Origin of the sequence: Rhodopseudomonas infernalis, from assembly GCF_022271405.1 — a bacterium.
In the GTDB taxonomy this organism is placed as follows: domain Bacteria; phylum Pseudomonadota; class Alphaproteobacteria; order Rhizobiales; family Xanthobacteraceae; genus Rhodopseudomonas; species Rhodopseudomonas infernalis.
Genome location: NZ_JAJNAL010000022.1, coordinates 18,552 through 42,864 on the forward strand (window position 1 = coordinate 18,552; position 24,313 = coordinate 42,864).

Annotated in this window: 22 protein-coding genes; 16 read left to right on the forward strand and 6 right to left on the reverse strand. The window is 66.1% G+C overall.

Annotated elements, in window-relative coordinates; all coding sequences use genetic code 11:
* Nucleotides 1-92 precede the first annotated feature (92 nt).
* The 10 genes from LPW26_RS15545 to LPW26_RS15590 all read left to right on the forward strand — a co-directional run bounded on the left by LPW26_RS15545 (nucleotide 93) and on the right by LPW26_RS15590 (nucleotide 10,961).
* Nucleotides 93-1,370, forward strand: coding sequence for an amidohydrolase/deacetylase family metallohydrolase (locus tag LPW26_RS15545; protein ID WP_238736324.1), 1,278 nt, complete (start codon nucleotides 93-95; stop codon nucleotides 1,368-1,370).
* 255 nt (nucleotides 1,371-1,625) lie between these two features.
* Entirely contained in the window at nucleotides 1,626-3,917 is a 2,292-nt protein-coding gene (locus tag LPW26_RS15550; RefSeq protein ID WP_238736378.1) for a xanthine dehydrogenase family protein molybdopterin-binding subunit, read from the forward strand.
* On the forward strand, nucleotides 3,914-4,744 hold the full coding sequence (locus tag LPW26_RS15555) for an FAD binding domain-containing protein (protein ID WP_238736325.1): 831 nt from the start codon (nucleotides 3,914-3,916) through the stop codon (nucleotides 4,742-4,744). Before LPW26_RS15550 ends, LPW26_RS15555 begins: the two co-directional genes overlap by 4 nt.
* The gene (locus tag LPW26_RS15560) at nucleotides 4,741-5,928 is read left to right on the forward strand and encodes a xanthine dehydrogenase family Fe-S subunit (RefSeq protein WP_238736326.1); all 1,188 of its coding nucleotides are present in this window, start codon (nucleotides 4,741-4,743) and stop codon (nucleotides 5,926-5,928) included. The genes LPW26_RS15555 and LPW26_RS15560 overlap by 4 nt, the downstream gene beginning before the upstream one ends.
* A 46-nt stretch (nucleotides 5,929-5,974) precedes the next feature.
* On the forward strand, nucleotides 5,975-7,129 hold the full coding sequence (locus tag LPW26_RS15565; protein ID WP_406677679.1) for an ABC transporter substrate-binding protein: 1,155 nt from the start codon (nucleotides 5,975-5,977) through the stop codon (nucleotides 7,127-7,129).
* A gap of 67 nt (nucleotides 7,130-7,196) precedes the next feature.
* Nucleotides 7,197-8,069, forward strand: coding sequence for a branched-chain amino acid ABC transporter permease (locus LPW26_RS15570; RefSeq protein WP_238736327.1), 873 nt, complete (start codon nucleotides 7,197-7,199; stop codon nucleotides 8,067-8,069).
* Nucleotides 8,066-9,100, forward strand: coding sequence for a branched-chain amino acid ABC transporter permease (locus LPW26_RS15575; RefSeq protein ID WP_238736328.1), 1,035 nt, complete (start codon nucleotides 8,066-8,068; stop codon nucleotides 9,098-9,100). Before LPW26_RS15570 ends, LPW26_RS15575 begins: the two co-directional genes overlap by 4 nt.
* Nucleotides 9,100-9,906 (forward strand): ABC transporter ATP-binding protein, encoded by an 807-nt coding sequence (locus LPW26_RS15580; RefSeq protein WP_238736329.1) that lies wholly within the window; start codon nucleotides 9,100-9,102, stop codon nucleotides 9,904-9,906. The genes LPW26_RS15575 and LPW26_RS15580 overlap by 1 nt, the downstream gene beginning before the upstream one ends.
* Nucleotides 9,899-10,603: an ABC transporter ATP-binding protein gene (locus LPW26_RS15585; protein WP_238736330.1), complete on the forward strand. Its 705-nt coding sequence runs from the start codon at nucleotides 9,899-9,901 to the stop codon at nucleotides 10,601-10,603. The genes LPW26_RS15580 and LPW26_RS15585 overlap by 8 nt, the downstream gene beginning before the upstream one ends.
* On the forward strand, nucleotides 10,596-10,961 hold the full coding sequence (locus tag LPW26_RS15590; protein WP_238736331.1) for a Rieske (2Fe-2S) protein: 366 nt from the start codon (nucleotides 10,596-10,598) through the stop codon (nucleotides 10,959-10,961). The genes LPW26_RS15585 and LPW26_RS15590 overlap by 8 nt, the downstream gene beginning before the upstream one ends.
* 7 nt (nucleotides 10,962-10,968) lie before the next feature.
* Here LPW26_RS15590 and LPW26_RS15595 read toward each other — a convergent pair whose 3' ends face one another.
* On the reverse strand, nucleotides 10,969-11,814 hold the full coding sequence (locus LPW26_RS15595) for an alpha/beta hydrolase (RefSeq protein ID WP_238736332.1): 846 nt from the start codon (nucleotides 11,812-11,814) through the stop codon (nucleotides 10,969-10,971).
* A gap of 176 nt (nucleotides 11,815-11,990) precedes the next feature.
* On the opposite strand from LPW26_RS15595, the gene LPW26_RS15600 reads away from it, so the two are divergent.
* Nucleotides 11,991-12,722, forward strand: a complete 732-nt coding sequence (locus tag LPW26_RS15600) for a GntR family transcriptional regulator (RefSeq protein WP_238736333.1) — start codon at nucleotides 11,991-11,993, stop codon at nucleotides 12,720-12,722.
* Between the two features lie 135 nt (nucleotides 12,723-12,857).
* Here LPW26_RS15600 and LPW26_RS15605 read toward each other — a convergent pair whose 3' ends face one another.
* Entirely contained in the window at nucleotides 12,858-13,289 is a 432-nt protein-coding gene (locus LPW26_RS15605; protein WP_238736334.1) for a nuclear transport factor 2 family protein, read from the reverse strand.
* A 305-nt stretch (nucleotides 13,290-13,594) separates the two neighbouring features.
* Between LPW26_RS15605 and LPW26_RS15610 the strand changes: the two genes are divergently transcribed.
* From LPW26_RS15610 to LPW26_RS15630, 5 genes are all read left to right on the forward strand, one after another.
* Entirely contained in the window at nucleotides 13,595-14,713 is a 1,119-nt protein-coding gene (locus LPW26_RS15610; protein WP_238736380.1) for an ABC transporter substrate-binding protein, read from the forward strand.
* A 223-nt stretch (nucleotides 14,714-14,936) separates the two neighbouring features.
* Nucleotides 14,937-15,806 carry a branched-chain amino acid ABC transporter permease gene (locus LPW26_RS15615; protein ID WP_238736335.1) on the forward strand — a complete coding sequence of 290 codons (870 nt, stop codon included), beginning with the start codon at nucleotides 14,937-14,939 and terminating at the stop codon, nucleotides 15,804-15,806.
* Between the two features lie 2 nt (nucleotides 15,807-15,808).
* On the forward strand, nucleotides 15,809-18,298 hold the full coding sequence (locus LPW26_RS15620; RefSeq protein ID WP_238736336.1) for a branched-chain amino acid ABC transporter ATP-binding protein/permease: 2,490 nt from the start codon (nucleotides 15,809-15,811) through the stop codon (nucleotides 18,296-18,298).
* 179 nt (nucleotides 18,299-18,477) lie between these two features.
* Nucleotides 18,478-19,710, forward strand: coding sequence for an amidohydrolase family protein (locus tag LPW26_RS15625; protein WP_238736337.1), 1,233 nt, complete (start codon nucleotides 18,478-18,480; stop codon nucleotides 19,708-19,710).
* A 38-nt stretch (nucleotides 19,711-19,748) separates the two neighbouring features.
* Entirely contained in the window at nucleotides 19,749-20,927 is a 1,179-nt protein-coding gene (locus LPW26_RS15630) for an amidase (protein WP_238736338.1), read from the forward strand.
* A 94-nt stretch (nucleotides 20,928-21,021) separates the two neighbouring features.
* On the opposite strand, the gene LPW26_RS15635 is transcribed toward LPW26_RS15630, so the two are convergent.
* Genes LPW26_RS15635 through LPW26_RS15650 form a run of 4 tightly spaced genes read right to left on the reverse strand, consistent with a single transcriptional unit; the run spans nucleotide 21,022 to nucleotide 24,308 of the window.
* Nucleotides 21,022-21,735, reverse strand: a complete 714-nt coding sequence (locus LPW26_RS15635) for an ABC transporter ATP-binding protein (protein WP_238736339.1) — start codon at nucleotides 21,733-21,735, stop codon at nucleotides 21,022-21,024.
* Complete coding sequence (locus LPW26_RS15640; protein ID WP_238736340.1) at nucleotides 21,728-22,450, reverse strand: ATP-binding cassette domain-containing protein; 723 nt, start codon at nucleotides 22,448-22,450, stop codon at nucleotides 21,728-21,730. The genes LPW26_RS15635 and LPW26_RS15640 overlap by 8 nt, the downstream gene beginning before the upstream one ends.
* Complete coding sequence (locus tag LPW26_RS15645; protein WP_238736341.1) at nucleotides 22,447-23,442, reverse strand: branched-chain amino acid ABC transporter permease; 996 nt, start codon at nucleotides 23,440-23,442, stop codon at nucleotides 22,447-22,449. The genes LPW26_RS15640 and LPW26_RS15645 overlap by 4 nt, the downstream gene beginning before the upstream one ends.
* Nucleotides 23,442-24,308 carry a branched-chain amino acid ABC transporter permease gene (locus LPW26_RS15650; protein WP_238736342.1) on the reverse strand — a complete coding sequence of 289 codons (867 nt, stop codon included), beginning with the start codon at nucleotides 24,306-24,308 and terminating at the stop codon, nucleotides 23,442-23,444. Before LPW26_RS15650 ends, LPW26_RS15645 begins: the two co-directional genes overlap by 1 nt.
* Nucleotides 24,309-24,313 lie beyond the last annotated feature (5 nt).

The following is a 24,313-nucleotide window of genomic DNA, read 5'->3' on the forward strand; positions in this document are numbered from 1 at the left end:
TCGCATCATAGACTTTGGCATAAGCCTTGCTAGCTGCAAATGCGAAGCATGCTTCGTAATTTTGATCCGGGTTTTCGAAGGAGAGCGGTCCGATGTCGGTGAGTGCCAGCTTTGATCTTCTGTTGCGCGGCGGGCGAGTGATCTGTCCCGCGTCGGGCATCGACGGCGCGTACGATGTCGCGGTGCGGAACGGCAAGATTGCCGCGGTTCAGAAGGACATTCTGCCGTCCAGCGCCAAGGAGGTCGTGGACGTTGCGGGCCAGCTGGTTCTTCCCGGCCTGATCGATACGCACGCGCACATCTATCAGTATGTTTCCGGCCGCTTCGGCATGAACCCCGACATGGTCGGTGTCCATTCCGGAGTCACCACGCTGATCGATCAAGGCGGCCCGTCCTGCATGACGCTGCCGGGCTTCCGTCACTTCATCGCCGAGCCCGCGAAGTCGCGCGTCTATGCGTTTCTGTCGACTTACCTGGTCGGCGGTCTGGAGGGGCATTACTACCCGCAGCTGTATAGTCCGGACGGTGTCGATATCGACGCGACCGTAAAGGCGGCGCGCGCCAATCCCGACATTGTGCGCGGCATCAAGGCTCACGCCGAGATCGGCGGCTTCGCGCGCTGGGGCATTCGCGTCATCGAGATGGCGGCGGAAATCGGCCGACAGGCGGAACTGCCGGTCTATGTGCATTTCGGCCAGCTTTGGGGACTGCCGGAGAGCGGCGCCAATGGCGAGGACGCCGACACGATCCTCACGCGCGTGATCCCGCTGCTGAAGGAAGGCGACGTGCTGGCGCATCCGTTCACGCGGCACCCCGGCGGCTTCATCAATCGCGAAGGCGATGTGCACCCTGTGATTCAAGCGGCGCTCGATCGTGGCCTCAAGGTCGACGTCGGCCACGGCAGCCACTTCTCCTATCGGCTCGCCAAGATGGCGATCGCCGGCGGCATCGTGCCGACCACGCTCGGAGCCGACATCCATGGCTACAACACGCATGTGCCGGCGCCGGCCGGCACGCCGGATCAGCACGAGGACGAAGAGAACCATCCGTTCGCCGGCCAGGCCAAGTTCAGCCTGGTGCAGGCGATGAGTTCGATGATGGCGCTCGGCCTTCCGCTCGAACAGGTGGTGCCGATGGTCACCGTCAATCCGGCCAAGATGATCGCCCGGTCGGACGAGATCGGCGCCCTCAAGGTCGGCATGGACGCCGACGTGTCGGTGCTGAAGCAGCGCGCCGGCCGCTATGTGCTGCGCGACAATGAGAACACCGAAGTGATCGCCGACAGCCTGCTGCAGCCGGTGTTCTGCCTCCGCGCCGGCGTTCGTTTCGACGCCAACGCGGCGATCCTTCCCGAAGCCGTCGCAGCCTGAGTAAGTTGGTCTAGGGAAGCAAGTACATGCCTCTCGCCGTCATTGCGAGCGAAGCGAAGCAATCCAGAAGCTCAGTGCACGGCGCTGGATTGCTTCGTCGCTTCGCTCCTCGCAATGACGAGGTGGAGAAGCAATCTTTTCGATTACGTCGTCTCTGCCTTGAGGAGAAATAAGTTGCACGGAACGGTCGACCAGCATCAAAGCGGCGGGCAGGGCGTTGGCGCGCGGTTGCCGCGCAAGGAGGACGACCGGCTGATGCGCGGGCGCGGCCAGTATGTGGCCGACGTCCGCCTTGCCGGGATGCAGGACGTCGCCTTCGTGCGTAGTCCGCTCGCCCACGCCCGCATCCGCGGCATTCATGTGCCGGAGGCGTATCGCGAACGCGTGTTCGTCGCCGCGGATCTCGTCGGCGTGAACCCGATCCGCGCGGTGTCCGGCTTGCCCGGTTTCAAGATCTCCGAACAGCCAGTGCTGGCGAGCGGCAAGGTTCGTCAGGTCGGCGAAATGATCGCGATGTGCGTGGCGCCGACGCGTGCCGAAGCCGAGGACATCGCGGCGTCGATGGTGCTCGATCTCGAAGAACTGCCGGCCGTCTCGGACATGCTGCAGGCGCGCGCGCCTGGTGCACCGCTTGTGCACGAGCACTGGGGCGATAACGTCTTTCTCGAAACCAACTTCGAGGTCGATATCTCGACTGCGCTCGATGCGCCGATCAAGGTGTCGCGCGAGATCACTACGGCGCGGCAGTGCATGGCCCCGCTGGAGGGGCGCGGCGCCGTCGCAACTTATGATCACCGGGTCGATCAGCTCGTCGTCACCACCTCAGCTCAGATGCCGCACATCAACCGCACCGGACTCGCCGAATGTCTCGGCATGGAGCAAGGCCGCATCCGCGTCATTTCGCCGGATGTCGGTGGTGGCTTCGGCCAGAAGGGCATTCTGCTGCCCGAGGAAGTCTGCCTGTCGTGGCTGACGATGCGGCTCGGCCACCCGGTGCGCTGGATCGAGGATCGCCGCGAACATCTCACCGCCAGCGCCAATTGCCGCGAGCATCACTACAAGATCACGGTCTATGCGGATCGCGACGGCAAGCTGCGCGGCATCGACTGCGAGGCGACCGTCGATTCCGGCGCTTACTCGTCCTACCCGTTCTCCGCCTGCCTCGAAGCCGCACAGGTCGCCAGCATCCTGCCCGGGCCCTATGTGATGCCGGCCTATCGCTGCCGCACCTATTCGGTCGCCACCAACAAATGCCCGATCCTGCCGTATCGCGGCGTCGCGCGTACCGGCGTCTGCTTCGCGCTGGAGCTGATGCTCGATCTGGTCGCGGCCGCCGCGGGGCTCGAGCCGGCCGAAGTGCGGCTGCGCAATCTGGTGCAGCCCGAGCAGATGCCGTTCGACAACATCACCAACAAGCATTTCGATAGCGGTGACTATCCGCAGGCGGTGCGGCGGGCGCTGACCGCGATTGATCTCGAAGCGTTGCGCGCACGCCAGCTGCGCGGCGAGCCGGACGGCCGCCGCATTGGGCTCGGCGTCTCGATCTATTGCGAGCAGGCCGCGCACGGCACCTCTGTGTACGCCGGCTGGGGCATTCCGATGGTGCCGGGCCACGAGCAGGCGACGGCGCGGCTGACGCCCGACGGAGGCCTCGAACTGCGCGTCGGCGTGCATTCGCACGGCCAGGGCATGGAAACCACGCTGGCCCAGGTCGCGCACGAGATGCTCGGCATCGACGTCGCCAAGGTCCGCATTATCCTCGGCGATACTGCCATGACGCCGTACTCCACCGGCACCTGGGGCTCGCGCTCGGCCGTGATGGCCGGCGGCGCGGTGGCGACCGCGTGCGGCGATCTCGCCGATCGGATCAAGCGGATCGGCGCCAAGCTGCTGCAGCAGGACGTCGCCGCCGTCGAGTTCATCGCCGGCGAGGTGCGCGGCAGCAACGGCAGCGTGACGCTGCGCGAGATCGCCCACACCTGGTATCGCCGCCCGCAGGATCTGCCGCCGGATGTCGATCCGGGCGGCCTCGACGTTACCTCGGGCTACAAGCCGCAGCGCGACAGCGGCACCTTCAGCTACGCGGCGCACGCGGCGGTGGTCGCGGTGGATCCGGATCTCGGCGATGTCGAGATCCTCGACTACGTCATCGTCGAAGACGGCGGCGTGCTGCTCAATCCGCTGGTGGTCGACGGCCAGATCTATGGCGGTCTGGCGCAGGGCATCGGCACCGCGCTCTACGAGGAGATGCCGTTCGACGCCTCAGGTCAGCCGCTGGCGACGACCTTTGCCGACTATCTGCTGCCGGGCCCCACCGAAGTGCCGGCGCCGCGGCTGGATCATATGGAGACGCCGTCGCCGTATACGAAGTTCGGCGTCAAGGGCATCGGCGAGGGTGGCGCGATTGCACCGCCTGCGGCGATCGCCAACGCCGTCAACGATGCGCTGCGTCCGCTCGGCACCGAACTGATGCGCTCGCCGATCACGCCGCATCGCGTGGTCGCAGCGGTGATCGCGGCGCGGGCTGCGGGAAGGACCGCTGCATGAAGCCCGCCGCATTCGACTACGCACGCCCGCGCGATCTCGCCGCTGCACTCGCGCTGCTCGGCAGCCATGACGGCGCCAAGGTGATGGCCGGCGGTCAGTCGCTCGGGCCGATGCTCAATCTGCGGCTCGCTCAACCGGAGCAGATCGTCGACATCACCGCGATTGCAGAGCTGAAGCACGCGGAAATCTCGGGTGAGGAATTGGTGCTCGGCGCCTGCGTCACGCACGCCGATATCGAGGACGGCCGTGTGCCCGACGTGACGCGCGGCGCCATGCGCGGCGTCGCGGCGAACATCGCCTATCGCGCTGTCCGCAATCGCGGGACGCTCGGCGGCTCGTTGACACACGCCGACCCGGCAGCCGACTGGGTCTCGGCGCTGACCGCGCTCGGCGCGCGGGTGACGCTGCGGAGCGCCACGGGCATGCGCCAGATGGCATTGTCGGATTACATCACCGGCGCATTGCAGAGCTGCTTGCATGCCGGCGAGCTCCTCGCGGCGATCCACATTCCTACGCGCAAGGCGACGGCGCGATGGGGCTACGTCAAGACCTGCCGCAAGACCGGCGAGTTTGCGCACGGCCAGTGCGCGGTGCTGATCGATCCCGACGCAGGGACCGCGCGGATTGTTATCGGCGCCATCGACGCCGCGCCGATCCTGATCACGGAGCCGACGGAGCTGTTCGGCGGCCGCATCGATGCCGACTACAAGACCAGGTTCGACCCGAGGGTCGCCGACCAGTTGCTCAGCGCCTCCGGCATTGCCGATCCTGTCCACCGTCACATCCATCTCACCGTGCTGAAGCGCGCGCTGCAGGAGGCCGCATGAGCTCGCTGGCACTCACCGTCAATCGTCGCGCATTCGATCTCACGGCCGAGCCGCGCACCAGCCTCGCCGACGTGGTGCGCGATCATCTCGATCTCACCGGTACGCATCTCGGTTGCGAGCATGGCGTCTGCGGCGCCTGCACCGTGCTGATCGACGGCGTGCCGGCGCGGTCGTGCATCACCTTCGCGGCCGCGTGCGAGGGCGCCGCCGTCACCACCATCGAAGGCCTCGACGACGACGAGGTCGCCACCGAACTGCGCGCCGCGTTCACGCGCGAACACGCACTGCAGTGCGGCTATTGCACGCCCGGCATGCTGGTATCGGCGCGTGACCTGGTGCTCCGCCTTCCGGATGCAGACGACCGCGCCATCCGCGTCGGCATGAGCGGCAATCTGTGCCGCTGCACCGGCTATGTCGGCATCGTCCGCGCAGTCACCGCGGTGATCGCCGATCGCCGCGCGCGCGGCATCGCGCCCGAACTGGGCGGCGGTCGCACGGCGCTGGGCCCGGTCGGCTCCGGCCATGGCGCGGCGACATCTGATTTGCGCTCCGCGACCGCGGCCGCAATTGCCGCGGCGCCCGCAGCGAGTATCACGATAGCTGACTTCACGCCGGCCGCGACCATCGATCAGGCGTTCGAGGTGCAGCATCCGCCGGCGCAGGTCGCCGCGCTGTTCAACGACGTCGCCGCAGTGGCCGCGTGCCTGCCGGGCGTCGCACTGACAAACGCCGCTGATCCTTCCCGGATCGAAGGCGAGATCCGCGTGCAGGTCGGACCGATTGCCGCGCAGTTCGCGGGTGTCGCCCGCATCGAGCGGGCCGCTGATGGCCTATCCGGCCGGATCATCGGCGCCGGCAACGATCGCCGCAGCCGGTCGTCCACGCAGGGCGAGATCCGCTATCGGCTGACGCCGCAAGGCGAGGGCCGGGCGACGCGCGTCGAACTGTCCATCGGCTACACGCTGACCGGGCTGCTGGCCCAGGTCGGTCGCAGCGGCCTGGTACGCGATCTCGCGCGCCGGCTGGTCGAACAATTCGCCGCCAATCTCGAACGCCGACTATCCGGCCAGGAGATTTCGCCAGGGGGCGCCGTCGGCCAGGTCAACGGCCTGGCGCTGCTGTTCGCGGTGCTGCGGGCGCGGTTGCCGCGCTGGCTCGGGGGATCATCCGGCCGAGGCGGATAGGCCGCAGACGATACTGAAATTTCAAATGGATCATGGAGAAACAACAATGATGCGACACCTTCGGACTGCTTCTCTCATCGCGGCGGCCACTGCGTTTCTGATGGGCTCGGCCTCGGCCGAGACGATCAAGATCGGGGTCAACGAGCCGCTGACCGGCGCCTTCGCAGCGTCCGGTACGTACGTCGTCAACGGCGCCAAGATCGCCGCCGATGAGATCAACGCCAAGGGCGGGGTGCTCGGCAAGCAGATCGAGCTGGTGATCGAGGATAACAAGAGCAACCCGACAGAAGCGGCCGCAGTCGCCGAGAAGCTGATTACCCGCGACAAGACGCCGGTGATGATGGGCGCCTGGGGCTCCAGCCTGACGCTCGCGGTGATGCCGAAGCTGATGGAATACGAAGTGCCGATGATCGTCGAGACCTCGTCGTCCGGCAAGATCACCACCACGGGCAATCCGTACATCTTCCGCATCTCGCCACCGTCGGCTATCGAGGCCGCCGCCTTCGCCAAGATCATCGACAAGCTTGGGCTGAAGAAGGTGGACTTCCTGGTCATCAACAACGACTGGGGCCGCGGCGCCGCCGAGGATTTCGGCAAGATGATGAAGGAGAAGGGCATCGGCGTCGGCCTGGTCGAGACCATGGACCAGGGCGCGCAAGACATGAGCGCGCAGCTCTCCAAGCTGAAAGGCTCGGACTCCGAGACGATCATCGTCACCGCGGCGGTCGATCAGCTCACGCTGCTGTTCAAGCAAGCCGCAGCTCTCGGCCTGAAGAAGCGCATCATCACCACCGGCGGCTCGCAGAACCCCGACCAGATCATTGCCCAGGCCGGCGCTGCCGCCAACGGCACCATGCACCTGACGACCTTCCTGCCGTGGTTCCCGGACAAGACGCCGAACCCGGAGGCGACCACGTACTTCGTGTCCGAATGGAAGAAGCGCGGCTTCGACTTCGCCGGCTGCACCGAGAGCTTCCGCGGCTATGACGGCATCCGCACCGCTGCCGCCGCGATCGAGAAGGCCGGCAAGGCCGAGCCGGCCGCAATCAAGGCGGCGCTCTGGGACATCAAGCTGAAGGGCCTCAACGGCGACATCGCGTTTCAGAAGTCGGGCCCCGCCGGCAAGGAAAGCGGCCAGAGCCAGCCCAACGTGTACCTGATCGAGATCGCCGACGGCAAAGTCGGCATGAAGGAACTCTGATCGCACGCGACGACCCGGCGAGGCGCGCTCGGCGCCTCGTCTTTCCCTGCAGCCGTGAGGATCGACCTTGGGCGAATTTCTCCAGCATCTCATCAACACGCTCGTGCTCGGCGGCACCTATGCGTTGCTCGGCATCGGCCTCACGCTGATCTTCGGCATCATGAATGTCGTGAACTTCACGCATGGCATTCTCTACACCTTCGGCGCCTACGTGATGTTCATTGTGGTGCAGAAGTTCGAGCTGAACTTCTTCGTCGCGTTGCCGCTGGCAATCGCGAGCGGCTGGGCTCTCGGCGCGCTGGTCGAACTGACGCTGCTGCGGCCGCTGCGCGGATCCGACATCGACACCACCATGCTGGTGATGATCGGCGCCTGGATCGCGATGCAATCGGCGACGCTCTGGGTCTGGGGCGGCGTTGCCAAATCGGTGCCGACGCCGTTTCCGGACGCGCCGCTTGAGATCGGCCCGGTCTCGGTGTCGTGGCTGCGGCTGTTCGTGCTGCTCGCCGCCGGCGCGTTGATCGTGCTGACCTACGTCCTGATCAACCGCACAAGGCTCGGCGGCGCGATGCGCGCAACGTTCCAGGATCAGGACACGGCGGCGTTGATGGGCGTCAACGTCAACCTGATCTACACCTCCACCTTCGCAATGGGCTCGAGCCTCGCCGCCGCGGCTGGCGCGCTGCTCGGCCCGGTCTATGTGGTCTACCCGTCGATGGGCGACCTTGCGGCCGTCAAGGCTTTCGCCATCGTCATCCTCGGCGGGCTCGGCAACATCACCGGCGCGGTGATCGGCGGCTTCATCCTGGCGCTCGCCGAGGAATTGGGCGCGGGCTACATCTCGTCCGGCTACCGCGACGCGATGGGCTTCCTGATCATCATTGCGGTGTTGATCTTCCGCCCGACAGGGCTGTTTCCTCGTGCGGAGCGCGTCGGATGAGACTGCTGCTGTCGATCGTCGTCATCATCGCGCTCGCCGCAGTTCCGCTGTGGCTGACCGATCCGTATCTGCTCAACGCGTTGATCACCACCGGGATCTTCGTGATCGGCGCGATGAGCCTCAACCTGCTGCTCGGCTTCACCGGACAGCTCAGCCTCGGCCACATCGCGTTCTTCGGCATCGGCGCCTATGTCAGCGCGCTGACCTCGCTCGGCTTCGACGTCACCCTGCCGTTCGGGCTGCACATCGTTCATGAGCCGTGGCCGCCGCTCGCCGGCTTCGCGATCGCCGTGCTGGTCTCGGGGCTGTGCGGCTATCTGGTGGGGCGGCTGTCGTTCCGGGTGCGCGGCGCTTATTTCGTCATCGTGACGATCTCGTTCGCCGAAGTGGTGCGGCTGGTGGCGCTGAATTGGGTCGAGCTGACCCAGGGTCCGCTGGCGCTCACCAGCATCCCGCCGATGCAGGTGAGCTTTCCGGGGCTCGGCGAGTTCATCTTCCGCACCAAGCTGCACAACTACTATCTGGTGCTCGGCGTTGCGGTAGTCTGCTATCTGTTGATCGCGCGGCTGGTGCATTCGCATCTCGGCCGGGCGATGCGCGGGCTGATGGAGAACGAGACGCTGGCGGTGTCGATCGGCATCGACGTCACCAAGACGCTGACGCTCGCCGCGGTGGTGTCGGCCGGTATCTGCGGCGCCGCCGGCAGCCTTTATGCGCACTACATGAAGATCATCGATCCGGAGGTGTTCACTTTCATCAATACGGTGACGATGGTGATCATGGTGATCACCGGCGGCAAGGGGACGCTGGCCGGGCCCGTCGTCGGCGGGCTGATCTTCGGCCTGATGCCGGTGGCGCTGCGGCCGGTGATGGCTCCCGAGGCCCAGTGGATCGCCTATGGCAGCGCACTGATCGTCATCCTGTTCATCATGCCGCGCGGCATCGTGCCTGCGGTGATGCAGTGGTTTCCGCGCATGAAGCCGGTGAAGGCGCCGAGCTTCAGCAAGCGCGGCGTCGAGGAGAGCGCGTGATGACAGCCTCAGCAGCCTTGAAGCAGCCTGTTGTCGAGACGGCCCTCAGCGTCGATAAGGTCGCGATGCACTTCGGCGGTCTGGTGGCGATCTCCGACATGACCTTCTCGGTCGGCGAGGGCGAGATCGTCAGCCTGATCGGCCCGAACGGCGCCGGCAAGACCACCGCGTTCAACGTCGTCACCGGCTTCCTGACGCCGACCCATGGCGATGTCACCTATCGCGGCCAGTCGCTGCGCGGGATGAAGCCGCAGGCGATCGCGGATCTCGGCCTGATCCGCACCTTCCAGCGCACCAGCGTGTTTCCGAACGATACGATCTACGACAACGTGCTGATCGGTCTGCACCGCCGCGGCCGCGTCGGCGTGCTGCCGTCGGTGCTCGGCTTGCCGCGGGCGCGGCGGCTCGAGGCAGAGTTGAAAGAGAAGGCGGCCGAGCTGGTGGACTGGGTCGGCCTCGGCCGCCGCGCCAACGATCTGGCGGGGTCACTGTCGTACGGCGAACAGCGCCTGGTCGGTGTGGCGCTGGCGCTCGCGGCCGAGCCGTCGATGCTGCTGCTCGACGAGCCGGTGTCCGGCATGAACGCGTCGGAGACCCATACGTTCATTCAGTTGATCCGCAAGATCCGCGATCGCGGCATCACCATTCTGCTGGTCGAACACGACATGCCGATGGTGATGAGCGTGTCGGATCGCATTGTGGTGCTGAACTACGGCCGGATCATCGCGGAAGGAACGCCGGAGGTGATCCGCAACGATCCCGCCGTGATCGAAGCCTATCTCGGCCAGGGTGTGAAAAATGCTTGAACTCATCAACGCCGTCTGCGGCTATGGCGGCGTCACCGCGCTGCAGGGCATCACCTTCGAGGTCAAGGCCGGTCAGCTCGTGGCGCTGATCGGCGCCAACGGCGCCGGCAAGAGCACGACGCTGCGCGCGATCTCCGGCCTGGTGCCGCTTCGCGCCGGCGCGCTGCGCTTCGACAACGAGGTGCTCACCGGCGCTCGCCCGCCGCGGATCCTGAAGGCCGGCATCGCGCATTGCCCGGAAGGCCGCCGGGTGTTCCCGCACATGACTGTCGAGGAGAACCTCGATATGGGCGCTTACTTGCGCAGTGACCGTTCGGAAGTGGCCGCGGACCGCGACCGGATCTACGGCGAATTTCCGCGGCTTGCCGAGCGACGCAAGCAGGCCGCCGGCACGCTGTCCGGCGGCGAGCAGCAGATGCTGGCGATCGGCCGGGCGCTGATGAGCCGGCCACGGCTGGTGATGTTCGACGAACCATCGCTCGGCCTCGCGCCCAACATCGTCGAACGCACCTTCGCGATCATCCGCCGCATCCGCGACACCGGCACCACCGTGTTGCTGGTCGAGCAGAACGCCTTCGCGGCACTCGACATGTGCGACCATGCCTATCTGCTTGAGGGCGGCCGCATCGTGCTGTCGGGCACGGGGGCCGAACTGATCGCCAATCCGCACGTCCGCAAGGCCTATCTCGGTGCCTGACGATTGGGCATTCGGCCTGGCTTCGTCGCCGGACCAGTGGCTTCCGGTGTGCAGCCTGCCGCGGCTCACGGCCGCCGGCATCGTCGCGGTGCGCATCGCCGGTGTCGATCTTGCATTGATATCGGATGGCGGCGTGGTGTCGGCCTGCGAACGTGCGTGTCCGCATGAGCAGGCCGATCTGGCATGCGGACGCGTGGTCGACGGGCGGCTGGCCTGTCCGCGCCACGACGCGTCCTTCAGCCTCGTCGACGGCGCGATCTCGGATGGCTGGCCGAGCCGGCCGCTGCGGCTCTATCCGGTGCGGGTCGAGCGAGGCGAGGTGTTCATCAACGCCGCCTCGCTGAAGCCCCTTCGATAACGAAGGCTCAGTCGACCAGTTCTCGCGCGGCTTTCACCAAGGCGCCGTCGGGACGGCGCAATTCGGCGAGGATCGAAAAGTGATCGTGGCCGGCGAGCGGCAGCACGCGGCCGGATGCGCCGTCGGCTTCGCGTCGCGCGTGCAGATTCACTGAGTCCAGCACCAGGGCCGGCAACTCGTTGGCGCCGTAAGCGAGGTCGAGACGCTTGTCGACCACCGGCAGCCGCAGCGGCGACAGCTTTTCGATCTCGTCATCGCTCAGTTGCAGCGCCTTGTTCAGGCCGGTGTCGCGGATCGGGCCGAGATCGAACACGCCCGAGATCGACAGTCCCGCTGTCACCAGCGGATGATCCAGCGTCATCGCCACAAGATGACCGCCGGCCGACCAGCCCGAGGTGACGACCGGGCCGGCGACGCCGTGATCGGGGCCGTGCGCCGCGAGCCAGTCCAGCGCGGCGCGGCTCTCGTCGACGATCGTGGTAAGCGACACGTCGGGCGCCAGCGAGTAGCCGGGGATCGCCATCGACCAGCCATGCGCCGCGATGCCTTCGACCAGCATGGCGAAGAGCTCGCGCGAATTCTTCTGCCAATAACCGCCATGCCAGAACACCAGGCACGGCGCGTCGCGCTCGGCCGCGGGGTAGAGGTCGATCTTGTTGTTCGGGCGCGGGCCGTACGGAAGGTCGAGCACCGACTTCAACGTCGCGCGCGCCTGTGCCGATGAGGAGTTGCGCTCGGCGATCAGTTCAGGGCTGTTCTTGACGGCGCTGTTGTTGTCGTAGGCTGCGTCACGCTCGCTCTGCGACAGCTGCGCCCAGTTGGTGCGGGGATCGGCAGGGCGGTCGTTCGTCATCACGCGTCATTCCTTGTTGGCTTGTTCTGATCGACCATGGCAGCAAAGCGCCATGCGTGTCGATCGCATTTTTGCGGCATCTGCTGCATCACGCATCAGGCTTGCTACGCGTCGCAAATTGCGTTCGGATCGGCGCTGTGGCAATTGATGAGAACAGTTCAGCGGCGTCGAAAATCATGGCCGAAAAATCCGGAGCGCCCGATCGCGGCGCGGTGATCTACAAGGCGCTGTGGCACGCCATCATCGAGCAGGCGCTGCAGCCCGGCGCCAAGCTGCCCGAAGACGCGATCGGCGAGAAGTTCGGCGCCAGCCGCACCATCGTGCGCGCGGCGCTGGGGCGGCTCGCAGCCGAGGGGCTGGTCGAACTCCGGCGCAATCGTGGGGCGGCGGTAGCGACGCCGAGCTGGAACGAGGCGCGCGACATCTTCGATGTGCGCGTCGGGCTCGAGCGTCTGGTGGTGGCGCGGCTCGCCGGCCGGCTGACCCGCGAGCAGATCAAGCAACTGAAGCAGCACGTCGATGCCGAGGAGGAGGCGAGGGGCAGCAACGTGCCGCTGTCGATCCGGCTCGCCACCGCGTTTCACATCAAGCTCGCGGAGATGACCGGCAATCCGGTGCTGGCACGCTACGTCAGCGAAGTCGCGTCGCGCTGCGGCCTGATCCTAGCGCTGTACAGCCGCCCGCACTCGGCCGATTGCGCCGTCAGCGAGCATCGCGCGATCATCGCGGCGCTGTCGTCCGGCGACGGGGCCGGCGCGACGTCACTGATGGACCACCATCTCGATGCCGTCGCAGATCGCGCCATGATCGTCGCCCACCCGCCGCAGGAACGCGACATCCAGGACATCCTGGCGCCCTATGCGAAGGAAGCGGCGCAGGGGAAGGGTAAGGCTGCGAAGAAGAGCTAGCGCCTCACTCCGCCGTCATTGCGAGGAGGCGAAGCCGACCCAGCGCAATTGCACAGAGCTGGATTGCTTCGCCTGCGGCTCGCAATGACGGGGATGGTAGGTCGTCCAGGCTCACTTACGCGCGTGCAAACGTACTCACGCTTCGATCCCTCTTTGCGTCAGCAGCCGCTCCGCGCTGTCGTTCCAGACGTCCATCTTCACGATCTTTCCGCCGCGGACGACGAAGCGGTCGACGTAGCGGTTGCCTTCGAACGGCGTGCCGTCGGGCCATTCGCCGTACAGCGTGCCGGTGTTGTAAACGACGGTCTCGCCGTCGCCGGGCGCGACGTCGGTGCGCTCCATCTTCTTCTTCACCCATTTGTACCGCCTGGCATTGAAGGCGGTGGCGTCGCGCGGATGGGTGAACTTGCGGCCGCCGGTGAAGGTGATCGCGACATCGGCCGCCATGAAGGTCGCCGCCGTCTCCGGATCGGGAACCATCGAGGCGACCAGAAAGCGTTCGACCAGCGCGGCCGCGGCGGCGGTTTCGTGGGTGAGCGGCGCAGAGGCCAGAGATGGCTGAGGCATGGGGTCTCCGTGAGTTGGATGGTGCCGAAACAAAGCAAATGCGGTGCCATAAATCGTATCCGTTTCTGGGAAAGATTGTATACGATTTAGGCTGCCGCTGTCTGCATCTTGAGCAAGCGGGGCGGGCCGAGCCCCGATTTGCCGGACTTTCTCTCGATTTTCACGGCGATTGCCGCCTGACGGGCTCTGGCACAGCGCTTGCTAAGTTCGAAGCTGCATCCATTGGAGAGAGGGCTGTGAGCATGTTCGCATCGAGACTTTCGCGCCGCCTGCTAATTGCCGCAGGCGCCACGTCGCTGACGCTGATGGCCGCGGCGCCGGGCTTTGCGCAGGACACCATGAAGCTTGGTCTAGTCGCGGCGATGTCGGGCCAGTCGGCGAAGTCGGGCGAGGCGATCGTTCGCGGCCTGACGCTGGCGGTCGACGAGATCAACGCCAAGGGCGGCGTGCTCGGCAAGAAGGTCGAGCTGGTGGTGCGCGACGATGAAAGCAATCCCGCCAAGGGCGTGATCGCGGCGCGTGAGCTGGTGCAGCGCGAGAAGGTGGCGGCGTTCTTCGGTGGTCTCGACACCCCGGTGTCGATGGCGATCGTGCCGTTCGCCAACCAGTCCAAGGTTCCGTTCATCGGCGTGTGGGCCGCCGGCACCGCGATCACCCGCAACGGCGCCGCCGAGAACTACGTGTTCCGCGTCTCGGCCGTCGACGCGCTGGTGGACGTCGCGCTGGTCGACTACGCGGTCAAGAAATACGCGGCCAAGAAGCCGGGCATGATCCTGATCAACAACCCCTGGGGCGAGTCCAACGAGGCCGGTCTGAAGGCGGCGCTGGCGGCCAAGAACATGCCGAGCGCCGGCGTCGAGAAGTTCGAAGGCGGCGACGTCGATCTGGTGCCGCAGCTCACGCGTCTGAAGGATGCCGGCGCCGACACTCTGTTCATGGTGGCAAACGTGGCGCCGTCGGCGCAAGTCGTGAAGTCGCTCGACCGCATGGGCTGGAACGTCCCGGTGGTGTCGCATTGGGGCCCGGCCGGCGGCCGCTTCACCGAGCTCGCCGGGCCGAGCGCCGAGAAGGTGCACTTCATCCAGACGTTCAGCTTCTCCGGAAACCCCAGCCTGAAGGCTGCGGCGGTGCTCGATGCGCTGAAGGCGAAGTATCCGCAGATCAAATCGGCCGCGGACGTCACGCCCGCCGTCGGCATCGCTAATGCTTACGACGCCATGCATCTCACCGCGCTGGCCATCGCCAAGGCCGGCTCGACCGACGGCACCAAGATCCGCGACGGCTTCTACGAGATCGGCAGCTACGAGGGTTTGATCAAGACCTACAACAAGCCGTTCACCAAGGACAACCACGACGCCCTGTCGCCCTCTGACTACATCTTCACCTACTTCAAGGGCGACGAGATCCTGCCGCTGACGAATTGATTCCGGCCAGACCCAACGTCCGTCATTCCGGGATGCACCTTCGTCGGCAAAGCCGATGAAGGTGCAGGCCCGGAATCTATAGCCCCCGTGCCGGCGCTTGACACAGTCGTTGTTGGGCCTGCTTCCAGGCGTGAGCACGGGGGTTATGGATTCCGGGCTCGCGCTTCGCGCGCCCCGGAATGACGAAGGATAATTTGTAGTAGCGACAACTCCACGGACCCTCATGCTCTCTTCCGCCATCATCTCGGGTATCGGGCTCGGCAGCATGTACGCGCTCATCGCGCTCGGCTTTCACATTACTTATGTGGTGTCGAGCACGGTCAATTTTGCGCAGGGCTCGGCGATGATGCTGGGTGCCGTGCTCGGCTATACGTTCGGCATCCGCTACGGCTGGCCGATGCCGCTCGCGGTGCTGGCGGCGCTGACTTGCTGCGCGGTGTTCGGCCTCGTGGTCGAACGCTTCCTGGTACGCCCATTCGTTGCGCGAGGCTCCAATGCCTGGCTGATGGCGACCGTTGCGGCCGGCATTGTGCTCGACAATGTGGTGCTGTTCACTTTCGGCAAGGAGCCGCGGGGCTTTCCATCGGTGCTGGCGAGCCAGCCGATCCGCATCTTCGGCGCCGGGGTCTATCCGCTGCAGCTGCTGATCCCGCTGGTCGGCATCGGCTGCGCGCTGGCGCTGCATCTGCTGCTACGCCACACCCGCCGCGGCAAGACGCTGCTTGCCGTGGTGCAGAATCCCGACGCGGCCCGGCTGATGGGCATCAACGTCAACCGCACCATCGCGATCTCCTTCATGGTGTCGACCGCGCTTGCTGGCCTTGCCGGCATCCTGATCGCGCCGCTGTTCAGCGTGAGCTCGGAGATGGGCACGCTGTTCGGCATCAAGGCGTTCGCGGTCGCGATCCTCGGCGGCATGGGCTCGGCCTGGGGCGTGGTGATCGCCGGGCTCGCCTACGGCCTGATCGAAGCGCTGGTCACTTCGTTCCTCGGCTCGGTCTACACCCAGATCGTTGTGTTCTCGGTCGTCATCCTGGCGCTGGCGCTGAAGCCGAACGGGCTGTTCGGCCGCGCCGCGATCAACAAGGTCTGACCATGCAGCCGCAATCATCTTGGCGCACGTACGCGACGCCCGCCGCAATCCTGTTGCTGACGCTTGCTGCCGCGCTCTACGCGGCGCGGGCGGACGGCTACGCGCCGTTCGTCCTCGCGATGGTGGCGCTGACCTGCGTGGTCGGCGTCGGCCTCAATATCCTGGTCGGGCTCACCGGGCAGATCTCGCTCGGTCACGTCGGCTTCTACGCGATCGGCGCCTATACGGTCGCGATCCTGACGCTGCAGGGCATCAGCTTCTGGCTGGCGCTGCCGCTGGCCGGACTGATCGCGGGTGCGATCGGGCTGTTGCTGTCGCTGCCTGCGCTGCGTGTCTCCGGGCCGTATCTGGCGATGATCACCATCGCCTTCGCGTTCATCGTGCAGCACCTCACCATCGAATGGCGCGGCGTCACCGGTGGCTCCAACGGGCTGATGGGGCTGCCGCCGCCGGCGATTGGCGGCCATGTCTTCACCGAACGCGAGATGGCGCTGCTGGCGATCGGGCTGGCGGGCGCGGCGACGTACTTGTTCTATCGGCTGGCCGGCTCGGCCTGGGGCAGGGCGATGGTGGCGGTGCGCGACGCCGAGATCGCGGCGCGGTCGATCGGCCTCAATCCGGTGACCGTCAAGGCCGCGTCCTTCATGCTGTCGGCGGTGTTCACGGGGCTCGCTGGCGGCATTTTCGCCTCGCTGCTCGCCTTCGTAGCGCCCGACTCGTTTCCATTCTCGCAATCGATCCTGTTCCTGTTCGCCTGCGTGGTCGGCGGCGCCGGCTGGGTGTTCGGCCCGGCGGTCGGCGCGGTGATCACCGTCGTGCTGCCGGAGATGCTGTCGCAGCTCGCGGAATATCGGCTGCTATTTTTCGGCGCGCTGCTGCTGGCTGTGCTGTGGCTGGCGCCCGAGGGCGTGCTCGGCACGCTGGCGCGGCTGGTGCGGCGGATCGATCCGCGGCCAGCGACGCCGGGCGACGTCGGGGCTTACCTTGCGTCTGTCTCGCGCAGCGACGCGCTCGAGGTCACGAACATCGGCATCAGCTTCGGCGGCATCAAGGCGGCGTCGAACGTGTCGTTCGCCGCGCAGGCCGGCAAGGTCACCAGCGTGATCGGCCCGAACGGTGCCGGCAAGACCACCGTGCTCAACATGATTGGCGGCTTCTATCAGCCGGACAGCGGCAGCATCCGGCTCGGCGGCGAGGAACTGGCCGGCGCGCCGGCTTGGCGTGTGGCGCGCGCCGGGATCGGGCGCACCTATCAGACCACCAAACTGTTCGACACCATGAGCGTGCGCGACAATGTGCTGATCGCGATGCGGGGCGGCCGGCTCGGCTCGATGCTGCGCGCCGCCGCCACCGCAGCCGATGAAGCCGCAGCCGAAGCGCTGATCGCTTTCGTCGGCTACCGCGGGCCGCTTGCGGCCGTGGCCGGCGACCTGCCGCATGTCGATCGCCGGTTGGTCGAGATCGCCCGCGCGCTGGCGATGCGGCCGCATGTGTTGCTGCTCGATGAGCCGGCCGCGGGGTTGATGGCGGCCGACAAGGAGTCGCTCAGCGGCCTGTTGCGGCGGATCGCCGACCTCGGCATTGCCGTCATCCTGGTCGAGCACGATATGCGGCTGGTGATGGGCATCTCCGATCACGTCGTGGTGCTCGACGCCGGCACACCGATCGCCGCCGGCACGCCCGACATGATCCGCCGCGATCCGAAAGTACTCGCAGCGTATCTCGGCGGGGCCGAGATGCGCGCCCGTGGTCGCGACGCGCCGTGGGACGGCTCGCGCGATGCGGTGCTGACGGCGATCAATCTGGTTGCCGGCTATGGCGCCGCGCCCGTGCTGTCGGATTTGAATCTCGAAGTGCGGCCGGGCGAAATGGTGGCGGTGATCGGTGCCAATGGCGCCGGCAAGTCGACGATGATGCGATCGCTCGCCGGCTTGCTGCGTCCGATCGAAGGCGACGTCGTCCTCGACGATCAGCGCATCGACAAGATCGCCGCGCATCGCATCGCGGCGCGCGGCCTCGCTCTGGTGCCGGAAGGCCGACAGGTGTTTCCCGAACTCAGCGTGTACGACAACCTCGAACTCGGCGCCAATACGCGCACCGGCGTCGACTACGCGGCCGAGATCGAAGCGGTGCTGAAGCGGTTTCCGCGGTTGCGCGAGCGGCTGCACGGCCGCGCCGGGCTACTCTCCGGCGGCGAGCAGCAGATGCTGGCGATCGCGCGCGGCATGATGGCCAAGCCGCGCATCCTGCTGCTCGACGAGCCTTCGCTCGGGCTGGCGCCGGCGATGATCAATGAGCTTTACGACGTGCTGGCCGACCTGCGCGACGAAGGTATCACCATTCTGCTGGTCGATCAGATCGCCGTGCTGGCGCTCGCGATCTCCGACCGCGGCTATGTCATCGACTCCGGCAAAATCGTTCGCGACGACAGCGCCGCAGCGCTTCGCAGTGATCCCGAGGTCGAGGCGGCGTATCTCGGCCATGTCTCTTGATACCAGACGATCTCGGCGTGTCCCGGACGCGGTGCGGCATTCTTATGCCGCTCCGCAGATCCGGGATCCCGGTGACTTTCAGGCTAACAAACCCGGGGCCCCGGATCTGCGAAGCAAGACTTCGTCTTGCATCGCGTCCGGGGAAGGGCTCGAACTAATCAAACTTCAAGGACAATTCGATGACCTTCGATCTCATCCTGCGCAACGCGACGATCGTCGATCGCGAGGGCCGCGCCGATATCGGCATCAGAGCAGGGCGCTTTGCGGCGATCGAAGCGGGGCTTCCCGCGGACGGCGCGCCGGAGCAGGATTGCGGCGGACGGCTCGTGGTGCCGGGCTTCGTCGAAACCCACATCCATCTCGACAAATCCTGCCTGCTCGGCCGCTGCAATTGCGAGCAGGGCTCGCTGGATGAAGCGATCGCCGAAGTCGTCAAAGCCAAGAAGGCTTTCACCGAGGAGGACGTGTATCAGCGCGCATCGCAGACGCTGGAGAAGGCGATCAAGCACGGCACCAACCGGATCCGTACCCATGTCGAGGTCGATCCGCGCGTGGGCCTCACCAGCTTCCGTGCGCTGAAGCAGCTCAAGGCGGACTACGCCTGGGCGGTCGATCTGCAGCTCTGCGTTTTTCCGCAGGAAGGGCTGCTCGACGATCCGGGCTGCGACGAGATCATGCTGCAGGCGCTGCGCGAAGGTGCCGACGTGGTCGGCGGCGCGCCCTATATGGACAGGGACTCGCACGGCCAGATCGGCCGCATCTTCGAGATCGCCAGGGAGTTCGACGTCGATATCGACTTCCACCTCGATTTTGGCCTCGACCCTGCACATCTCGATCTCGACGAAGTCTGCCGGATGGCGGATGCGACGAAGTGGGGCGGCCGCGTTGCGATCGGCCATGTGACCAAGTTGTCGGCGATGCCGACTGCCGCATTCGAGGCGGCGGCGGATCGCCTGGCTTCAGCGGGCGTCGCCGTCACCGTTCTGCCGGCGACCGATCTGTTTCTCACCGGCCGCGACAGCGATCACAACGTTCCCCGCGGCGTCACGCCGGCGCATCGGCTGCGCGCGCGCGGCGTCAACGCCAACATCTCGACCAACAACGTACTCAATCCGTTCACGCCGTTCGGCGACTGCTCCCTGATCCGGATGATCAATCTCTACGCCAACGTCGCGCAGGTCGGCGCCAGCGCCGATTTGTCGGGTTGTCTCGACATGGTGACGTCGGCTTCCGCGCGGCTGTTGAATCTGAAGAACTACGGCGTCGCCATAGGCAATCCCGCCGATCTTGTCATGCTCGACTGCGTCACCAAGGCGCAGGCGGTTTGCGAGATCGCGCAGCCGCTGTTCGGCCTCAAGCGCGGCGTGCGGACATTCGACAAACCGGCCGCGATGTTGCACAAACCGAACTGATTTCGCCGCGGCAGCGGCACCACACTGACGGAGACGACATGCCGGTCGACGACACGCTGAATGCGTTCTGTGCTCATGGACTGATCGAACGACAGACACATCAGCAGGGGCCGCTGGCCGGACTAAGCTTCGCGGTGAAAGACTTCTTCGATGTCGCCGGCGTGCCGACCGGCGCCGGTAGCCCGGAATGGCTGGCGACGCATCCGGTGCCCGAACGCTCCGCGCCGGTGGTCGATCGTCTGCTCGCAGCCGGCGGCAAGATGGTCGGCAAGACTCACACCGACGAGATGGCGTGGAGCCTGAATGGCGAGAACGCGCATTACGGCACGCCGATCAATCCGGCGGCGCCGGGCCGCATCCCGGGCGGTTCGTCGAGCGGATCGGCCGCGGCGACGGCCGGCAAGCTCGTCGACTTCGCGCTCGGCTCGGACACCGGAGGCTCAGTGCGGCTGCCGGCGAGCTATTGCGGCATCTACGGCATCCGGACGACGCACGGGCGCATCCCGCTGGGTGGCGCGGTGCCGCTGGCGCCGAGCTACGACACCGTGGGTTGGTTCTCGCGTAGCGCCGAGCTGATGGCGAGAATCGGCGACGTGCTGCTCGACGGCGTCCGCGCACCGAAGCGGCCGTCCCGCGTGCTGATCGCACAGGATCTGTTCGCCGCAATCGAGCCGCGCGTTGCGGAGGCGTTGCAGCCGGGCGTCGCGCGGCTGACCGCGCTGCTCGGGGCGCCCGAACCGGTCGAGGTGGTCGGCGACGCCCGCGCGGCGTGGCGCAATGCATTTCGCGTGCTGCAGTCGCGCGACGCCTGGGCGGCACATGGCGCGTGGGTGACCCAAGTGAAACCGGCGTTCGGTCCCGGCGTCAAAGAGCGCTTCGCCGCTGCCGCCGTGCTCGATCCCGCCGAGGTAACTGAAGCTGAAGCACTGCGCCAGCGTATCACCGCGACCATGCTGGAGTTGATCGAGGATGGCGTGCTGATCGCCCCGACCGCGCCCGGCATTGCCCCGCTGCGCAACTCCACGGGCGATGCGCTCGAAGCCTTCCGCGCGCGTTCGATCGAGCTGCTGTGCCCGGCCGGTCATGCCGGCCTGCCGCAATTGTCGCTGCCGCTGGCGACACTCGATGATTGCCCGCTCGGCCTGTCGCTCATCGGCGGCCGCGGCTGCGATGAGGATCTGCTGGCAATAGCAGCAGAGCTCGAGCGCGCAGGGTAGCGCCGCCTCACGAGGCCGCGCGAGCGCGCCGCGGCCAGAAGCTTTGACGAGTGGCGTGCCGTGTGGCGCGGCCTCGACAACGACGAGCGGCGGGTTACGTCGCGATGCCCATGAACTCGTCGATCACGGCCGGGTCCGACAGTGCCGCAACCGGCATTTCGCGAACGATCTGTCCCTTCTGCAGCATCAGCACCCGGCTTGCGGTTGCCGATATGAAATCGAGATCCTGCTCGACCACGACGATGCCGAGCCCTTTGGCGGCCAGCGCCACGAGCTGCGCTTCCATCTCTTCGACGATGGATGGCTGGATGCCCTCGGTCGGCTCGTCGAGCAGCAACAGCGGCGGCTTGCCACACAGCGCGCGCGCCAAAGCCAGCACTTGTTGCTGGCCACCGCTCAGCGCACCGCCCTTGCGATCGAGGAGTTCACCAAGGATCGGGAAATCGCTCACAGCTTCGGCGACAGCCGTGTCGGGTGCAAACCCCGCCACCCGCGCCGCGAGCTGCAGGTTCTCCCGCACGGTCAGCTTGCCGAAGATCTGCCGGCCCTGCGGCACATAACCGACGCGTCGGCGGACACGCTTATGCGCCGGCGCCGCGGTGACGTCGTCACCCGCGATGTCGATCCGCCCGCTCGTCGCCGGCAACAGGCCGACCAGAGCCTTCATCAGCGTAGTCTTGCCCATTCCATTATGGCCGAGAATGCCGACGATCTCGCCGGGCTGCAGCGCGAAGCTGACGCCGAGCAACACCGGCACGCGGCCGTAACCGGCGCGCAGATCCGTGACGGCAAGAATGGGATCAGACATGGAGGCCTCCCGCCTTGCGTCCGAGATAGACCTCGCGCACCCGGGAATCGCGGAGCATGGCGTCCATCGAGCCTTCGGCGAGCACGGTGCCGCGGTGAAACACCGTGACCTTCTCGGCGATCCTGCTGACGAAGTGCATGTCGTGCTCGACAACGACCACGGTGCGCCGGCCCCGCAATCGGTCGATCAGGGCAATCGTCTTGTCGACTTCGCCGCGCGTCATTCCGGCGGCCGGCTCATCAAGTAGCACGAGCTTGGGATCGGACATCAGCACCATGCCGAGTTCGACCCATTGGCGCTGGCCGTGCGACAACAGGCCGACCTGGGTATCAGCCTCTGCGTCGAGCTGAATTTCCTTGAGCATGGCTTCGACCGCGGCTGGCGCCTGCCGGCGGCCGAGGGTGCGCAGCGCCGCCAAAGCGAGGCTTTCCTGAACCGTGACGCCGTCGAACAGCGCAGGCACCTGCATCTTCACGCCGACGCCGAGCCGCGCGATTTCGAATGGTGCAAGGCGAGTCACGTCGCGGTTGAACAGTGTGATGGCGCCGGAGGTGGGGCGTAGCTGCCCGGTGAGCATCTTGAAGAAGGTGCTCTTGCCGGCGCCGTTGGCGCCGATCAGGCAGCGGACCTCACCCTCGGCGAGCTGGAAGTCGACACCCGCGACAGCGGCAACGCCGCCGAATTTGCACCAGAGCTGACGCGTTTCCAAAATCATGACGGGCGGCCTTGCTTCAGGCGTACGGCAATGCGGCGAGATACGCCTTGCAATGTCGGCACGATGCCCTGCGGGAGCAGAAGCACCGCGGCGATGAAGATTGAACCGAGCACGATATTCGGATCGACGATCTTGACCTGGCCGAGCCAGGTCGTCACCGCCTGCAGCAGAATGCAGCCGATGACGGGGCCGATCAGCGTGCCGAGGCCGCCGAACATCACCCAGATGATGGCTTGGGCCGCGAAGCTGACCGAAAACGAATCCGGTCCGATGAACGATCCCCACGCCGCGAACAGCGCACCCGCGAGGCCAGCCACCGCCGCGCCGATGCAGAACATCGCCAGCTTGTACCTGCGGCTGTCATAGCCGAGCAGTTCGGCGCGGGCCTCGCTCTCGCGCACGCCGATGCAGACGCGCCCGAACGGCGAACTGAGCAGCAGCCGCAGCCCGATATAGACCGCGAGCAGCAGCGCGCCTGTCAGGTAATACATCTCGTCGAAGCCGAGCGTCCATTCCGGCATGAATGGCCAGTTGATCGGTGGCACCGAGGGAATGCCGTTGTAGCCTCCGAGCGGTGCCTTGCCGATGACGAACGACTGATCCGACGTGCTGTTGACGAGGCTGTAAAGGATCAGCGAGGTGGTCAGCGATATGACGCCGAAATAGACGTCGGTCACCCGCCCGAAGAAGGCGAAGTAACCGATCAGCAGGGCGACAAAGGTCGGGACGACGATAGCGGCGAGAAGAGCAGGGGTGCTGTCGGCGAAATTGATGGCGGCGATCGCGTATGCGTAAGCGCCGAGCCCGAAGAACACCGATTGTCCGAGGCTGAGGATTCCGCCGAAGCCCCAGACCAGACCGAGGCTGAGCGCGAAGATCGCCATCGCGGCGAACACCGTCAGATTGAACAGCGTGTAGGTTTCGACGATGAAGGGAAGGCCGCACAGCAGCACCAGGCCTGCAATGACGGCGGGAGTAAGCTTCGAGGCCATCACACACCACCGCGGAAAAATCGGCCGGTGATCCCCGACGGCAGAATGCGCAGCAGCAGGATCGCCGCGGCAAGCAGCGCGACGTGCCCCATCACGGGCGTCGAGACGATCGTCGTGATTTCGCTCACGGTCCCGAGCAGCGCCGAGGCCAGAACCGATCCGGTGAGCGGCAGCGGCCCGCCGGAGATCACGGTGATGAACGCCTTGGCGATGTAGACCGTGCCGGACACCGGCATGACACCTGCGATCGGCGCGAAGATCGCGCCCGCCAGACCCGACAACGCTGCGCCCAATGCGAATGTCTGGGCATAGATGCGTTTGACGTCTGCCCCCAGCGCCCAGGCCATCGCGGCATTTTCCATCGTGCCACGTCCGATCAGCCCGAAGCTGGTCCAGCGCAACAGCCCGTACAACAGGGCCGCCACGACGACTGCCATGCCGATCACGAAGAATGTGTAGATGCCCTCCCGATACGCACCGATCTCGATCGATCCGAACGGCTGGCCAACGCCGCGCTGGTCATAGCCCAGCGTGACCGAGGCGATCCCGATCAACAGAAGGCTGAGGCCCCATGTCGCCAGGATCGTCTCCACCGTCCGCCCGTAGAGATGGCGGATGATCAGCCGCTCGACCACAAGGCCGAGCAGCACGCAAACCAGGGGAGCCACGATGAGCATGGCCACCCAGGTGTTGACGCCAGCCTGGACTGCCAGGATGAAGGCGAAACCGCCTACCATCAGAAATTCGCCATGGGCGAAATTGATCACGCCCATCATGCCGAAGATGACGGCGAGCCCCGCGGTTATCAGAAAGAGGCTCGCCACGGCATACAGCACGTGGATGGCCGTGATCAGTGACAGCTCCATCGCAG